This is a genomic window from Halovulum dunhuangense (assembly GCF_013093415.1).
Classification (GTDB): Bacteria; Pseudomonadota; Alphaproteobacteria; order Rhodobacterales; family Rhodobacteraceae; genus Halovulum; species Halovulum dunhuangense.
The window spans coordinates 733,768-747,972 of sequence record NZ_JABFBC010000001.1; the positions used below are offsets into that span (position 1 = coordinate 733,768).

The 14,205-nt window shown below is 65.7% G+C and carries 14 protein-coding genes; 7 read left to right on the top strand and 7 right to left on the bottom strand.

Translation table 11 applies throughout. From position 1 onward, the window contains the following. Positions 1 to 54 precede the first annotated feature (54 nt). Positions 55 to 2,379 carry an ATP-dependent Clp protease ATP-binding subunit ClpA gene (gene clpA, locus HMH01_RS03565; RefSeq protein WP_171322557.1) on the bottom strand — a complete coding sequence of 775 codons (2,325 nt, stop codon included), beginning with the start codon at positions 2,377 to 2,379 and terminating at the stop codon, positions 55 to 57. Between the two features lie 263 nt (positions 2,380 to 2,642). Further along, positions 2,643 to 3,410, bottom strand: a complete 768-nt coding sequence (gene gloB / locus HMH01_RS03570) for a hydroxyacylglutathione hydrolase (RefSeq protein ID WP_171322559.1) — start codon at positions 3,408 to 3,410, stop codon at positions 2,643 to 2,645. A 23-nt stretch (positions 3,411 to 3,433) separates the two neighbouring features. On the opposite strand from gloB, the gene HMH01_RS03575 reads away from it, so the two are divergent. The 6 genes from HMH01_RS03575 (at position 3,434) to atpC (ending at position 9,394) form a co-directional block, all read left to right on the top strand. Beyond that, the gene (locus HMH01_RS03575) at positions 3,434 to 4,210 is read left to right on the top strand and encodes a class I SAM-dependent methyltransferase (protein ID WP_171322561.1); all 777 of its coding nucleotides are present in this window, start codon (positions 3,434 to 3,436) and stop codon (positions 4,208 to 4,210) included. A gap of 246 nt (positions 4,211 to 4,456) precedes the next feature. Then, on the top strand, positions 4,457 to 5,017 hold the full coding sequence (locus HMH01_RS03580) for a F0F1 ATP synthase subunit delta (protein WP_171325194.1): 561 nt from the start codon (positions 4,457 to 4,459) through the stop codon (positions 5,015 to 5,017). Further along, the gene (gene atpA, locus HMH01_RS03585; protein WP_171322563.1) at positions 5,018 to 6,550 is read left to right on the top strand and encodes a F0F1 ATP synthase subunit alpha; all 1,533 of its coding nucleotides are present in this window, start codon (positions 5,018 to 5,020) and stop codon (positions 6,548 to 6,550) included. Between the two features lie 34 nt (positions 6,551 to 6,584). Continuing rightward, positions 6,585 to 7,457 (top strand): F0F1 ATP synthase subunit gamma, encoded by an 873-nt coding sequence (locus HMH01_RS03590; protein WP_171322565.1) that lies wholly within the window; start codon positions 6,585 to 6,587, stop codon positions 7,455 to 7,457. 18 nt (positions 7,458 to 7,475) lie between these two features. Further along, a complete protein-coding gene (atpD, locus tag HMH01_RS03595) occupies positions 7,476 to 8,900 on the top strand; it encodes a F0F1 ATP synthase subunit beta (RefSeq protein ID WP_171322567.1) in 1,425 nt (474 codons plus the stop codon). Between the two features lie 110 nt (positions 8,901 to 9,010). Then, positions 9,011 to 9,394 carry an ATP synthase F1 subunit epsilon gene (gene atpC, locus HMH01_RS03600; protein WP_171322569.1) on the top strand — a complete coding sequence of 128 codons (384 nt, stop codon included), beginning with the start codon at positions 9,011 to 9,013 and terminating at the stop codon, positions 9,392 to 9,394. A gap of 123 nt (positions 9,395 to 9,517) precedes the next feature. On the opposite strand, the gene HMH01_RS03605 is transcribed toward atpC, so the two are convergent. After that, positions 9,518 to 10,531, bottom strand: coding sequence for a ribose-phosphate pyrophosphokinase (locus tag HMH01_RS03605; RefSeq protein WP_171322571.1), 1,014 nt, complete (start codon positions 10,529 to 10,531; stop codon positions 9,518 to 9,520). Positions 10,532 to 10,641: 110 nt separating this feature from the next. Here HMH01_RS03605 and HMH01_RS03610 point away from each other — a divergent pair, with 110 nt between their 5' ends. Further along, on the top strand, positions 10,642 to 11,238 hold the full coding sequence (locus tag HMH01_RS03610; RefSeq protein WP_171322573.1) for a 2-hydroxychromene-2-carboxylate isomerase: 597 nt from the start codon (positions 10,642 to 10,644) through the stop codon (positions 11,236 to 11,238). Here the strand turns inward: HMH01_RS03610 and HMH01_RS03615 are convergent. The 4 genes from HMH01_RS03615 to HMH01_RS03630 are packed head-to-tail and all read right to left on the bottom strand — an operon-like array spanning position 11,235 to position 14,199. Continuing rightward, positions 11,235 to 12,293: a threonine aldolase family protein gene (locus HMH01_RS03615; RefSeq protein WP_171322575.1), complete on the bottom strand. Its 1,059-nt coding sequence runs from the start codon at positions 12,291 to 12,293 to the stop codon at positions 11,235 to 11,237. The genes HMH01_RS03610 and HMH01_RS03615 overlap by 4 nt on opposite strands. Further along, a complete protein-coding gene (locus HMH01_RS03620; protein ID WP_171322577.1) occupies positions 12,293 to 12,766 on the bottom strand; it encodes a YcgN family cysteine cluster protein in 474 nt (157 codons plus the stop codon). Before HMH01_RS03620 ends, HMH01_RS03615 begins: the two co-directional genes overlap by 1 nt. Then, positions 12,763 to 13,707 carry a bifunctional riboflavin kinase/FAD synthetase gene (locus HMH01_RS03625; protein WP_171322579.1) on the bottom strand — a complete coding sequence of 315 codons (945 nt, stop codon included), beginning with the start codon at positions 13,705 to 13,707 and terminating at the stop codon, positions 12,763 to 12,765. The genes HMH01_RS03620 and HMH01_RS03625 overlap by 4 nt, the downstream gene beginning before the upstream one ends. Before the next feature lie 36 nt (positions 13,708 to 13,743). Next, complete coding sequence (locus HMH01_RS03630; RefSeq protein WP_171322581.1) at positions 13,744 to 14,199, bottom strand: MaoC family dehydratase; 456 nt, start codon at positions 14,197 to 14,199, stop codon at positions 13,744 to 13,746. Positions 14,200 to 14,205: the final 6 nt, after the last annotated feature.

A 14,205-nucleotide genomic window follows, 5' to 3' on the forward strand; every position in this document is an offset into this window, starting at 1 on the left:
GGAACCGCCGCCCGGTTTCCCGGGCGGCGGTTCCTGTTTCCTGACCTGCGCGTGCTACTCGGCGGTCAGCAGCGGCGGCTTGCGCGAGGGAAGCTGCGGCTTGCCCGGCTCCTGGATCTGGAGATCGATCTTGTCGTCCTTGGCCGACACCCGGACCAGCCCGCCCTTGGACAGGCGGCCGAACAGCAGTTCCTCGGCCAGCGGCTTCTTGATGTTCTCCTGGATCACACGCGCCAGCGGCCGCGCGCCCATCTTCTCGTCATAGCCACGTTCGCCCAGCCATTCGGCGGCCGCCGGTGTCAGTTCGATCGCGACGTTCCGGTCCATCAGCTGCGCTTCGAGTTGAAGGACGAACTTCTCGACGACCTGCATGATCACCTCTTTCGGCAGCGGACCGAAGCTGATGATCGCATCGAGGCGGTTGCGGAATTCCGGCGTGAACTGCCGCTCGATCACGGCCATGTCCTCACCCTCGCGGCCCGAACGGCCGAAGCCCATGGCGTTCTTGGCCAGCTCGGCCGCGCCCGCGTTCGAGGTCATGATCAGCACCACGTTGCGGAAATCCGTGGTCCGGCCGTTGTGGTCGGTCAGCTTGCCGTGGTCCATCACCTGCAGAAGGATGTTGTAGACATCGGGATGCGCCTTCTCGATCTCGTCCAGCAGCAGGACGCAATGCGGGTTCTGGTCGACCGTGTCGGTCAGCAGGCCGCCCTGGTCGAAGCCGACATATCCCGGCGGGGCGCCGATCAGGCGGCTGACCGAATGCTTCTCCATGTATTCCGACATGTCGAAGCGCACGAAATGGATGCCCATGACGGCGGCAAGCTGCTTGGCCACCTCGGTCTTGCCGACCCCGGTGGGGCCTGCGAACAGGTAGTTGCCGATCGGCTTTTCCGGCTCGCGCAACCCGGCGCGCGCCAGCTTGATCGCCGAGGACAGCGCCTCGATCGCGGCGTCCTGGCCGAAGACCACCCGCTTGAGGTTCTTTTCCAGATCCTTCAGCACTGCCGCATCGTCCTTGGACACGCTCTTGGCCGGGATGCGCGCGATCTTGGCGACGACCGCCTCGATGTCCTTGGCGCCGATGGTGCGCCGCCGCTTGCTTTCAGGCAGCAGCATCTGCGCCGCCCCTGCCTCGTCGATCACGTCGATCGCCTTGTCGGGCAGCTTGCGGTCGTGAATGTAGCGGGCCGACAGGTCCACCGCCGACTTGATGGCGTCGTTGGTGTAGCGAATGTCGTGATGCTCTTCGAAATAGGGCTTCAGGCCGCGCAGGATCTTGATCGCGTCATCCACCGACGGCTCGTTCACGTCGATCTTCTGGAAGCGACGGCTGAGCGCGCGGTCCTTCTCGAAGTGCTGGCGGAACTCCTTGTAGGTGGTCGATCCCATGCAGCGCAGCTTGCCCCCCTGGAGAGCGGGCTTCAGCAGGTTTGAGGCATCCATCGCCCCCCCCGAGGTGGCCCCGGCGCCGATCACGGTGTGGATCTCGTCGATGAAGAGAACCGCGTCCGGATGCTCCTCCAGTTCCTTCATGACGGCCTTGAGCCGCTCCTCGAAGTCGCCTCGGTAGCGGGTGCCCGCCAGAAGCGCGCCCATGTCGAGCGAAAAGATGGTGGTCTTGGCCAGCACCTTCGGCACTTCGCCATGCACGATCTTGTGCGCCAGCCCCTCGGCGATCGCGGTCTTGCCCACGCCGGGATCGCCCACCAGGAGCGGGTTGTTCTTGCGCCGGCGGCACAGCACCTGGATGCAACGCTCGACTTCCTGGTCGCGGCCGATCAGCGGGTCCACGTCGCCCTTGCGCGATTTGGTGTTCAGATCGACGCAGTATTTCTGCAGCGCCGTCTCTTCCTGCTTTTCCTGCGGTCCGGGCTGTTCCGATTGCGCCTGCCCCTCGTCCGCGCCGGTGACCGGGCGGCTTTCGCCATAGCTCGGGTCCTTGGCGACGCCGTGGCTGATGAAGTTGACCGCGTCGTAGCGGGTCATGTCCTGCTCCTGCAGGAAATAGGCGGCGTGGCTTTCGCGCTCGGCAAAGATCGCGACCAGCACGTTTGCGCCCGTCACTTCCTGGCGGCCGGAACTCTGGACGTGGATCGCTGCGCGCTGGATCACCCGCTGGAAGCCGGTGGTCGGCGCCGCCTCGGAGCCGTCGATGTCCGAGACAAGGCTGTCCAGTTCCTCGTCCAGGAACTTCGTCAGCGTCTGGCGCAGCTCGTCCAGGTTGACGCTGCATGCCTTCATGACCCGCGCGGCGTCCGGCTCGTCGATCAGCGCGAGCAGCAGATGCTCGAGGGTCGCAAGCTCGTGCCGTCGCTCGTTGGCCAGGCCAAGAGCGTTATGGATCGCGGTCTCCAGTGTGGTCGAGAATGATGGCATGTCCGCTTCCTTGTCTCCGCGCGTCCGGAGGATGCCGGACCCGCCTGCAGGCCATTGGGCCTGTCCCCATAATTTCGGCTTTCCGGGGGCCGCTTCAAGGAGATTTTCCGTTGCGGTCTTCATTATCCGGTGACGGTGTCGCCTCCTGCGCATCAACCGTCCACTGCGTGCCGTTCCGAAAGGCAAACGCGCAGCCTTCCGGTTCCGAGTCACATATGACACCGGGGCGACTTAACAAGTCCCTCTAAAGGGTGCGGCGGCCCTCAGAAGCGGTCCTTGCGGGCGCGGATCTCGGCAAAGACCTCGTCGTCGGGGGCGCCGGCCATCCCGACAGCGGCCTTCAGCGCAGGATCGTTCGCGCGCAGGAAGGGATTTGTCGCCAGTTCCTCGGCCAGGCGCGAGGGAACCGTCGGCTGGCCCGTCTCGCGCGCCGCCGCGACAGCCTGCGCCCTGGACCTGAGCGCGGCATTCTCCCCGTCGATGCTGAGGGCGAAGCGCGCATTCGACGCCGTGTATTCATGGCCCGAGCAGACCAGCGTCTCGGGCGGCAGGGCGGCAAGCTTGGACAGGCTTTCCCACATCATCGCGGCCGGGCCTTCGAACAGCCGGCCGCATCCCAGCGCCATCAGGCTGTCGGCGGTGAACACGGCTTGTGCCTGCGGAAAGTGAAAGGCGATATGCCCGATCGTGTGGCCCGACACGTCGATGACCGAACCGCTCAGGCCGCCGACGGTCACGCGGTCGCCCTCGGTCACCGCAAGGTCGAGCGCGGGCAGGCGGTGCGCGTCGGCCCTGGCTCCGACGACCTTCGCGCCGGTGGCGCGGCGCAATTCCTCGACACCCTCGATATGGTCGTGGTGGTGATGGGTGATCAGAATCCACCCGGCCTTCCAGCCGCGCGTCGCGAGTTCACGCAGGATCGGCGCCGCCTCGGGCACGTCCACGACCGCCGTCTCTCCGGTGTCCGGATCGTGAAGCAGATAGGCGTAGTTGTCAGTCAGGCAGGCTATGGTAACAATCTCTGGGGGCATGTGGCGCTCCGGAAGGTGGTTTCTTGCATCTGGACGTGGTCGATCTTAGGGCATTCTACTACCGGACCAAGCTTGGCCGTATCGCCCAGCGGGCACTTCAGCAATCCCTGCGCAAACTCTGGCCCGACACCGCGCACATGACCGTGGCGGGGTTCGGCTTCGCGGTCCCGTTCCTGCGCCCCTTCACGTCAGACGCCCGACGTGTGATATCGCTGATGCCCGCGCAGCAGGGGGTGATGGCGTGGCCGCAGGGGCTGCCCAACCATTCCGTCCTGGTCGAGGAAACCGCCTGGCCGGTGGCGACAGGGACCGTGGACCGGCTGATCGTGGCGCACGGGCTTGAAACCTGTGACCGCGCGAACGCCCTGCTTGAGGAAATCCACCGCGTGCTTGCCCCCGGCGGCCATGTCGTGTTCATCGTGCCCAACCGCTCGGGCATGTGGGCGCGGCGCGATGCGACGCCGTTCGGCTTCGGCCGGCCCTACAGCTTCGGGCAGGTGGAGACGCTCCTGCGCGCACATGCCTTCCTGCCCGAGCGGCACGCCGCAGCACTTTATACCCCCCCTTCCCACAAGCGGTTCTGGCTGCGCACGGACCAGGTCTGGGAGGGGCTGGGCCGCAGGCTGGATGCGCAGGTGCTGGCGGGCGCGCTTCTGGTCGAAGCGTCCAAGCAGGTCTACGCGACGCCCCGGCGCGGCAAGTCCATCATGGTGCCGGGACCGCTCGACGTTCTGGAGGGGCTGACATACCCCGCGCCCAAGCCCGCCTCGGGCCGGGCGGCGCTGTCGGAGCCGCGATAGGGAAGAATCGTACCCCCCGCTTTTGCGCAGCACGGTGCGCAAAGCGTCGCAGCCCTTCACAAATCCTTGCGTGCGGCCTTTTTTCGTTGGGCTCCGGACTTTGCTGCACCGCCCCCTGTTCCCTTGCCACATCGGGAACGCTCTGCTATCACCGCGCCGATTTCGCCGGGGTTCCAGCAACCCTGCACGCAGCCGGACGGGACTCGATCGGTCCCGAGCCGGCTCCATGATTTAGACGGGGTGGTCGTGTCTGACACAGCTTCTTTCACTTCGGGCATATCAGGGCGTTACGCGACCGCCCTGTTTGAACTGGCCAGGGAGGCCGGCAGCATCGATGCCGTCGAGGCGGATCTGAACGCACTCGAGGCTGCGCTTGCCGAAAGCGACGACCTGCGGGCGCTGATCTCCTCGCCGATCTACAGCCGGGAACAGCAGGCGCAGGCCATGCGCGCCGTCGCTGCGAAGATGGGTCTTGGCGATCTGGTCGCCAACACCGTGTCGCTGATGGCCGCCAAGCGCCGCCTTTTCGCGCTGCCGCAGACCATTGCCGGCGTGAAGGGGCTCATCGCGCAAGAGCGCGGGGAAGTCACCGCCGAGGTGAAGGCCGCCAAGGCCCTGACCGAGGCGCAGGCGGCCGCGCTTGCCGAGGCCCTGCGCGAGGCGGTGGGCAAGGATGTCGTGATCAAGACGACCGTCGATGAAAGCCTCATCGGCGGTCTTGTCGTCAAATTGGGCTCGCGCATGATCGACACGTCGATCCGGGCGAAGCTGTCGAAACTGCAAAACGCGATGAAAGAGGTCGGATAAATGGCGATCCAAGCTGCAGAGATTTCTGCGATCCTCAAGGAGCAGATCAAGAATTTCGGCCAGGAAGCAGAGGTCGCCGAAGTTGGCCGCGTGCTGAGCGTGGGCGACGGTATCGCCCGCGTCTTCGGCCTGGACAACATCCAGGCCGGCGAGATGGTCGAGTTCCCCGGCGGCATCCGCGGGATGGCGCTGAACCTGGAAGTCGACAACGTCGGCATCGTGATCTTCGGCTCGGACCGCGAGATCGGCGAAGGCGATGTCGTCAAGCGCACGAACTCCATCGTGGACGTGCCCGTCGGCAAGGGGCTGCTGGGCCGTGTCGTGGACGCGCTGGGCAACCCGATCGACGGCAAGGGCCCGATCGAGGCGACCGAGCGCCGCGTCGCTGACGTGAAGGCGCCCGGCATCATCCCCCGCAAGTCGGTGCACGAGCCGATGGCGACCGGCCTGAAGGCGATCGACGCGCTTATCCCGATCGGCCGTGGCCAGCGCGAACTGATCATCGGCGACCGTCAGACCGGCAAGTCGGCCGTTGCTCTCGACGCCGTGCTGAACCAGAAATCGGTGAACGCGTCCGACGACGAAAGCAAGAAGCTCTACTGCGTCTACGTCGCGATTGGCCAGAAGCGCTCGACCGTGGCGCAGCTGGTCAAGAAGCTCGAGGAAACCGGTGCGATGGAATACTCCATCGTCGTGGCCGCCACCGCATCCGAGCCGGCGCCGATGCAGTACCTCGCGCCCTATTCCGCGACCGCGATGGCCGAGTATTTCCGCGACAACGGCATGCACGCGCTGGCGATTTATGACGACCTGTCCAAGCAGGCCGTGGCCTACCGCCAGATGTCGCTGCTGCTGCGCCGTCCGCCGGGCCGCGAAGCCTATCCGGGCGACGTGTTCTACCTTCACTCGCGCCTGCTGGAGCGGTCGGCCAAGCTGAACGAGGACAACGGCTCGGGCTCGCTGACCGCGCTTCCGATCATCGAGACGCAGGCGGGCGACGTGTCCGCCTACATCCCGACCAACGTGATCTCGATCACCGACGGCCAGATCTTCCTGGAAACCGAACTGTTCTACCAGGGCATCCGCCCCGCCGTGAACACCGGTCTGTCGGTTTCGCGCGTGGGCTCCTCGGCGCAGACCAAGGCGATGAAGTCGGTTGCCGGCTCGATCAAGCTGGAACTGGCGCAGTACCGCGAGATGGCGGCCTTCGCGCAGTTCGGCTCGGACCTCGACGCCGCGACCCAGCGCCTGCTGAACCGCGGTGCGCGCCTGACCGAGCTGCTGAAGCAGCCGCAATACGCGCCGCTGACCAACGCCGAGCAGGTCATCGTGATCTATGCGGGGACCAAGGGCTATCTCGACAAGATGCCGGTTAACGCCGTCAGCCGCTTCGAGAAGGGCCTGCTCAACCACCTGCGCACGAACTGCAAGGATCTTCTGGACGACATCACCAACAACGACCGCAAGGTTTCGGGTGATCTCGAAGAGGCGATCAAGGCGGCGCTCGACGCTTTTGCGAAAGATTTCGCCTGATCCGCAAGCCTCTTAGGGAAGGAGAGTCTGGCCGATGCCAAGTCTCAAGGACCTGAAAATCCGGATCGGAAGCGTGAAGTCCACGCGAAAGATCACCAAGGCGATGCAGATGGTCGCCGCGGCAAAGCTGCGCCGGGCGGAGGAATCCGCCCAGGCCGCACGGCCCTATGCCGAGCGGATGAACGCGGTGCTGTCGAACCTGGCGCGAGGGGCGAAGAGCAGCCCCTCCGCACCGAAGCTTCTGGCCGGGACCGGTCAGGACAAGACCTATCTGCTGGTCGTCGCCACCGCCGAGCGCGGCCTGTGCGGCGGCTTCAACTCCTCGATCGTCAAGCTGGCCCGGCAGGAGGCGCGTGCGCTTCTGGCCCAGGGCAAGACGGTCAAGATCCTGACCGTCGGCAAGAAGGGCCGCGAGCAGCTGCGCCGCGACATGGCGCAGCATCTGGTCGGCCATGTCGATCTGTCCGATGTCAAGCAGGTCGGCTACGCGAACGCGCACGCGATCGCGACCGATGTCCTCCAGCGTTTCAACGCGGGCGACTTCGACGTCTGCAAGATCTATTTCAACACCTTCAAGTCGGTCATCGCCCAGATCCCGACCGCGGTGCAGCTGATCCCCGCCACCTTCGACGAGACCGAAGGCACGGGTGGCACCGTCTATGATTACGAGCCGGACGAAGAGGCGATCCTTGCGGATCTGCTGCCGCGTTCGGTCGCGACGCAGATCTTCACCGCGCTGCTCGAGAACGCCGCCTCCGAACAGGGCGCGCGGATGAGCGCGATGGACAACGCGACGCGGAACGCGGGCGACATGATCGACCGCCTGACCATCCAGTACAACCGCTCGCGCCAGGCGGCGATCACCACCGAGCTTATCGAGATCATCGCGGGCGCCGAGGCGCTCTAACGGGACGGAGAACCAATAATGGCAAACGCTGTAGGCAAAATCACCCAGGTGATCGGCGCGGTCGTGGACGTCCAGTTCGACGACCAGCTGCCCGAGATCCTGAACGCTCTGGAAACCGAAAACAACGGCGTCCGCCTCGTGCTCGAGGTTGCCCAGCACCTGGGCGAGAACACCGTCCGCGCCATCGCGATGGATGCGACCGAAGGCCTGGTGCGCGGCTCGAAAGTGACCGATACCGGCGGCCCGATCATGGTCCCCGTCGGTGATGGCACGCTGGGCCGCATCATGAACGTGGTCGGCGAGCCGGTGGACGAGAAGGGCCCGGTCGAGGCGACCGAGCGGCGCCCGATCCACGCATCGGCCCCCGAGTTCGCGGAACAGTCCACCGAGTCCGAAATCCTCGTGACCGGCATCAAGGTCATCGACCTGCTGGCCCCCTACTCGAAGGGCGGCAAGATCGGTCTCTTCGGTGGCGCCGGCGTGGGCAAGACGGTTCTCATCCAGGAACTGATCAACAACATCGCCAAGGTGCACTCGGGCTACTCCGTGTTCGCCGGCGTGGGCGAGCGGACCCGCGAGGGCAACGACCTTTACCACGAGTTCATCGAGTCGGGCGTCATCAACGCCGACGACCTGACGAAGTCGAAAGTGGCGCTGGTCTACGGCCAGATGAACGAGCCGCCGGGGGCCCGCGCCCGCGTCGCGCTGACCGGCCTGACGATGGCCGAGCAGTTCCGCGACCAGTCCGGGACCGACGTGCTGTTCTTCGTCGACAACATCTTCCGCTTTACCCAGGCGGGTTCCGAGGTTTCGGCGCTTCTGGGTCGTATTCCTTCGGCGGTGGGCTACCAGCCGACGCTGGCGACCGACATGGGCGCCCTGCAGGAGCGGATCACCTCGACCAAGTCGGGCTCGATCACCTCGGTGCAGGCGATCTATGTGCCTGCGGACGACCTGACCGACCCGGCGCCGGCGACCTCGTTCGCGCACCTCGACGCCACGACCGTGCTTTCGCGCGCGATCTCGGAACTCGGCATCTACCCGGCCGTGGACCCGCTCGACTCGACCTCGCGCATCCTCGACCCGCAGGTGGTGGGCGAAGAGCATTACCAGGTCGCCCGTGACGTGCAGGGGATCCTGCAGCGCTACAAGTCGCTCCAGGACATCATCGCCATCCTCGGGATGGACGAACTGTCCGAGGACGACAAGCTGACCGTTGCCCGCGCGCGCAAGATCCAGCGCTTCCTGTCGCAGCCCTTCGACGTGGCGCAGGTCTTCACCGGCTCGCCGGGCGTCCAGGTGCCGATCGAGGAAACCATCCGCTCGTTCAAGGCGGTGGTGAACGGCGAATACGATCACCTGCCTGAAGCGGCCTTCTACATGGTTGGCGGCATCGACGACGTGGTGGCCAAGGCCGAGCGTCTGGCGGCTGACGCGGCCTGATCCGACTAGCGCGGCTGTCCCCGCCGGGGGCAGCCGCTCGCAGCCCTGGGGCTGCATACCGATCCCGGAATTCCCCGCGCCCCGATGGGCCGGTTCAGGAGGAGCAGAACATGCGTCTCGACATCGTGACCCCCGAGCGTCAGCTGATCTCGGCCGAGGTCTCCAGCGTTCGCATTCCGGGCGTTGATGGCGACATGACCGTGATGGGCGCCCATGCCCCGACCGTGACCACCCTGCGTCCGGGAATCGTCAGCGTGTCCGGTGGCGATGCTGCCGGCGAGTTCGTCGTGACCGGCGGTTTCGCGGAAATCTCGTCCGACGGCGCGTCGATCCTCGCAGAGCGCGCGGTTCCGAAGTCCGAAGCCACGCGCGAAATGCTCGAGTCGATGCTGGCCGACGCCAAGGCGGCCGCCGACATCGCCGAGGAAAGCGCCAAGGCCGCGGCGCGGATGCGCGTGAATGACGTGACCGAGCTGATGAAGGTCATCGGCTGACGACCCCGGAACGGCGTTCTGTCGGCAAGGCGGCTTTCGAGCCGCCTTTTTCTTTTGCAGGGCCGCAAAAGGAAAAGGCGCATTCGTGGATGCGCCCTTTCGCAACACTTCCTGCTGTTCCGTTCAGGCTGCCGGATAGGCCACCTCGTAGATCGGTGCAAGCGTGTCGTCGTTGAACAGCGACGACACCGAAGTGCCGTTCGCGATGTTCTGGATCGCCTGCGCGAAGATCGGCGCGGTCGGAATGATGCGGATGTTGGGCGCGTTGCGCACCGCTGTTGTCGGCTGGATCGAGTCGGTGATCACCAGCGATTTCATCACCGAGGCGGCCACCCGCTCGACCGCCGGGCCGCTCATCACGCCGTGGCTGATATAGGCGTGCACCTCGCGCGCGCCGGTCGATTTCAGCAGGTCCGCCGCCTTGCAAAGCGTGCCGGCCGTGTCGCAGATGTCGTCCACGATGATGCAGATGCGGTCCTTGACGTCGCCGATGACCGTCATCGAGGCGATCTCTCCCGGTGCCGCGCGCCGCTTGTCCACGATGGCAAGGTCGGCGCCGATCCGTTCGGCCAGGTCACGCGCGCGGGCCACGCCGCCCACATCCGGCGACACGATGGTGATGTCGGACAGGTTGTCGAAATGGTGCTTGATATCCAGCGCGAAGACCGGCGCGGCATAGAGGTTGTCCACGGGGATGTCGAAGAAACCCTGGATCTGGGCCGCGTGCAGGTCCATGGTCAGCACGCGCTCGACCCCGGCTTCGGTGATCAGGTTCGCGACCAGCTTGGCGGAAATGGGCGTCCGCGCCTTGGTGCGGCGGTCCTGCCGGGCGTAGCCGAAATAGGGGATCACCGCGGTGATGCGGTTGGCCGAAGACCGGCGCAGCGCGTCGGCCATGATCAGCAGTTCCATCAGGTTGTCGTTCGCCGGGTTCGACGTGGACTGGATGATGAACATGTCCTCGCCGCGCACATTCTCGAACACCTCGACGAAGATCTCGGCATCGTTGAACCGCTCCACCCGCGCGTCGCAGAGGCGGACCCGCTCGCCGCGGTGAAAGCTCATGCGTCGGGCGATGGCTTCGGCCAGCGGGCGGTTCGCGTTGCCGGAAATGATCTTGGGATGTGCGCTGTTCATGACGGACTCGTGAGGAAGGGCCAGTTGGCGCCCGCCTTAGCATCCTGACCCGGCCTTGCAAAGTGCGCAGGGCAGGGCAAGATGGCTGCAAAAGCGCAAAGGAGGGCCGAATGGCGCGCATCGACTATTATTTCACCGTCCTGTCCCCGTTCACCTACCTTGCCGGGTTGCGGCTTGAGGAAATCGCCGCGCGGCATGGGGTGGATATCGAGTACAAGCCTTTCAATATCGCCGAACTGGGCAAGCACACCGGATTCGTGCCCTTGCCCCAACGCCCGAAGGCCAAGCAGGAATACCGGTTGCAGGAACTCGGGCGTATCGCAGCGCATGTCGGGCTGCCGATCAACCTGCACCCGGCGCATTGGCCGACGAACCCGGTGCCCGCCTCGACCGCGATCATCTCGGCCCAGATGGCCGGGGGGGGCGATGTGGGCAAGCTTGCCTATTCGCTGCTGCGGGCCGAATGGGCCGAGGAAAAGGACATCGCGCAGGATCACGTCATCCGCGAATGCCTGTCGGAGGCCGGTTTCGACCCCGGCCTTGCCGACCGCGACATGCTGAGCGCGGTCGAGATCTACGAGAAGAACACCCAGGACGCGCTGAACGGCAACGTCTTCGGCTCACCGAGCTATGTGGTCGATCACCAGGTCTTCTGGGGCCAGGACCGTCTGGACTACCTCGACCGGCACCTAGAGCGGAACGGCTAGGCCGCGTCGCGCACCACACCCACGAAGGCGTCGATCTCCGCCTCGGTGGTGCTCCAGCCGCAGACCAGCCGGCAGGCGAGCATCTCGTCCGCCGGCCCCTCGGGGGCGGGGTCGCCGGGCCAGAAGTAGTAATGCGCGCCGGCTGCGTGCAACGCGTCATGGATGCGCCGGGGCAGGGCCACGAACAGCATGTTGGCATCCACCGGGTGCAGGAAATCCGCCTCGGGCAGGTCGCGCAGGCCATCGGCCAGCCGCCGGGCCCGCGCATTGGCGTCCCGCGCCATGGTCAGCCAGAGGTCGTCCGCCAGATAGGCCTGCATCTGCGCCGAAAGGTATCGGTGCTTGGAAAAGAGATGCGCACCGCGCTTGCGCCGTCGCTCGAATTCCCAGGCCTTCGAGGGATCGAACAGCACGACCGCCTCCACGCCCATCAGCCCGTTCTTGGTGCCGCCGAAGCTGACCGCGTCCACGCCGGCCTTCAAGGTCATCTCGGCCGGGCTGCAACCCAGGCTCACCAGGGCATTGGCGAAGCGCGCACCGTCAAGGTGAACGGGGATGCCGCCGGATTTCGCTATGGCGCAAAGCGCGCGCAGCTCGTCCAGCGAATAGACGGCGCCGCGCTCTGTCACCTGCGTCAGCGACAGCGCACCGCGCCCGACATGGTGGACGAAATCGGTCGGCGTCGACTCGATCTTCGCGGCCAGCGCGGCGGCGTCGATCTTGCCGTCGAGGCCGGGCAGCAGGGACAGCTTCGCGCCACCGGTGTAGAACTCCGGCGCGCCGCATTCGTCTTCCTCGATATGCGCGACCTCGTGGCAATAGACCGTCGCCCAGGGCGGGCAGAGGCAGGCGAGCGCAAGGACATTGGCGGCCGTCCCGGTCGCGACGAGGAAGATTTCCGCCTCGGGCGCCTCGAAGATCTCGCGCATGCGGGCGCGGACATCCGCCATGATCGGATCGCTGCCATAGGACGACATGTAGCCTGTGCTCGCACGGGTCACGGCGTCCAGCACGCTGGGATGCGCGGGGCCCGCGTTGTCGGATGTAAACCACATCACTGCAATCCTTCCACGATGTAATCGTCCAGGTCGTCCTCGGCCACGCTGTCCTCGGAGACCATGTGCCCGGCAAGCGAGATGCCCGCCTCGTGCACGCTTTCCGCCCGGCCCGAGATCAGCGGGTGCCAGTCCGCCAGCGGCTGCCCCTCGGCCATCAGCCGATAGGCGCAGGTCGACGGCATCCAGTAGAGGATGCGCTCCAGGCTTTCGGGCGTGATCACCACGCAGTCCGGCACGAATTTCCGGCGCTGTGCGTAATTCGTGCAGCGGCAGGTGGTGCGGTCGAGAAGCTTGCAGGCGACATTGGTGTATTCCACCTCGCCCGTGTCCTCGTATTCCAGCTTGCGCAGGCAGCATTTGCCACAGCCGTCGCACAGTGCCTCCCACTCGCGGGAAGTCAGCTCATGAATCGTGAAGCGTTCCCAGAATTGCGGCCGCACGCCGCTTCGGTCGATGGGATCGGCGGTCACAGCCCGGCCCTGTCCAGGGCGGCCCGCGCCTCAGTCACGTCCTGGTGCATCTGGCGCACCAGCGCGTCCACATCGTCGAATTTCAGCTCTGGCCGCAGGAACTCGACAAGCGCGACAGACAGCTCGGCCCCGTAGAGATCACCCTCGAAATCCAGCAGATGGGTTTCGAGGTTGGGCGCATTCACGCCAAAGGTCGGCCGCTCGCCCAGGCTGGACGCGCCGCGATAGTGACCTTTGTGGGGGCCGTCCAGCACTTCGACGGTCACGGCATAGACGCCGAAGCGCGGCAGATGAAGCCCATCGAGGCCCATGTTCGCCGTCGGAAACCCCAGATCGCGCCCGCGCTGGTCGCCCTTGACCACGCGGCCCTCGATCCGGTGCCAATGGCCCAGCATCCGCGCCGCTTCCTCGGGACTTCCATCGGTCAGCGCCTTGCGGATCGCGGTGGAAGAAAAGTCCTGGGTCGCGTTGCCGACCAGCGGGGCGATCGTCACCTCGAAGCGGTGACTGCGGCCAAGCGCCTGCAGAAGATAGGCGTCACCCCGTCGCCCGCGGCCGAAATGGAAATCGGCGCCCACCACGACATGCCGGACGCCCAGTCCCGCGACAAGGATCTCGGCCACGAAATGATCCGCCGTCATCGCCGCCATCCGGCCGTCGAAAGGCAGTTCGTAGAGTTGCTGCACGCCCAGCTTTTCCAGCCTGTGGGCGCGTGCCTCGGCGTTCATCAGCCGAAAGGGCGGTGCGTCGGGGGCAAAATGGTTGCGCGGATGCGGCTCGAAGGTGACCACACCCAGCGGGGCGTTCAACGCGCCGGCCGCCGCCCGCGCAAGCCCTATCACCGACTGGTGGCCCAGATGCACGCCGTCGAAATTGCCGATCGCCACGCAGGCGCCGCGATCCGACGGTTCGAGGTTCAGGTAGTGCGCGTGGCGTCGCATGGGCCCTTGCAGCGGGGCTTCGTGCGGCCCCGTCTATCAGTCGAACTTGCGGCTTGGCGCCAGAACCAGCGCCTCCCCTTTGAGCACCAACGTATCGCCCACAGCACAAAGACAATCAAGCGTCACCCTGCGCCGGGGATAATCGATTTCCCGAACCGAAACGGTCGCCGTCACCCGGTCCCCCGGACGAACGGGGGCAAGGAATTTCAGGCTCTGGCCCAGATAGACCGTTCCGTGGCCGGGCAACTGCTCTCCGATCACCGCCGACAGCAGCGAGGCCGTCAGCATTCCGTGGGCCACGCGCCCCTGGAACACCGTCTCCTGCGCGTACTCCTCGTCCAGGTGCACCGGGTTACGGTCGCAAGACAGATCGGCGAACAGCTCGATTTCCCGGTCGCCGAAAGTCCTGGAGATCGAGCGTGTCATCCCGATCTCCAGATCCTCGATGCAGATCGTTCCTGTCGGCAGGTTGTGCAGATGCAGGTCGAGCATCGTTTC

Coding starts and splice junctions, on each gene's coding strand:
- HMH01_RS03625 (WP_171322579.1), bottom strand. CDS start 13,707: ATGCGACGCCACGCGCACTACCTGAACCTCGAACCGTCGGATCGCGGC.
- clpA (WP_171322557.1), bottom strand. CDS start 2,379: ATGCCATCATTCTCGACCACACTGGAGACCGCGATCCATAACGCTCTT.
- HMH01_RS03605 (WP_171322571.1), bottom strand. CDS start 10,531: ATGAACAGCGCACATCCCAAGATCATTTCCGGCAACGCGAACCGCCCG.
- gloB (WP_171322559.1), bottom strand. CDS start 3,410: ATGCCCCCAGAGATTGTTACCATAGCCTGCCTGACTGACAACTACGCC.
- atpD (WP_171322567.1), top strand. CDS start 7,476: ATGGCAAACGCTGTAGGCAAAATCACCCAGGTGATCGGCGCGGTCGTG.
- HMH01_RS03610 (WP_171322573.1), top strand. CDS start 10,642: ATGGCGCGCATCGACTATTATTTCACCGTCCTGTCCCCGTTCACCTAC.
- HMH01_RS03630 (WP_171322581.1), bottom strand. CDS start 14,199: ATGCTCGACCTGCATCTGCACAACCTGCCGACAGGAACGATCTGCATC.
- atpC (WP_171322569.1), top strand. CDS start 9,011: ATGCGTCTCGACATCGTGACCCCCGAGCGTCAGCTGATCTCGGCCGAG.
- HMH01_RS03615 (WP_171322575.1), bottom strand. CDS start 12,293: ATGTGGTTTACATCCGACAACGCGGGCCCCGCGCATCCCAGCGTGCTG.
- atpA (WP_171322563.1), top strand. CDS start 5,018: ATGGCGATCCAAGCTGCAGAGATTTCTGCGATCCTCAAGGAGCAGATC.
- HMH01_RS03590 (WP_171322565.1), top strand. CDS start 6,585: ATGCCAAGTCTCAAGGACCTGAAAATCCGGATCGGAAGCGTGAAGTCC.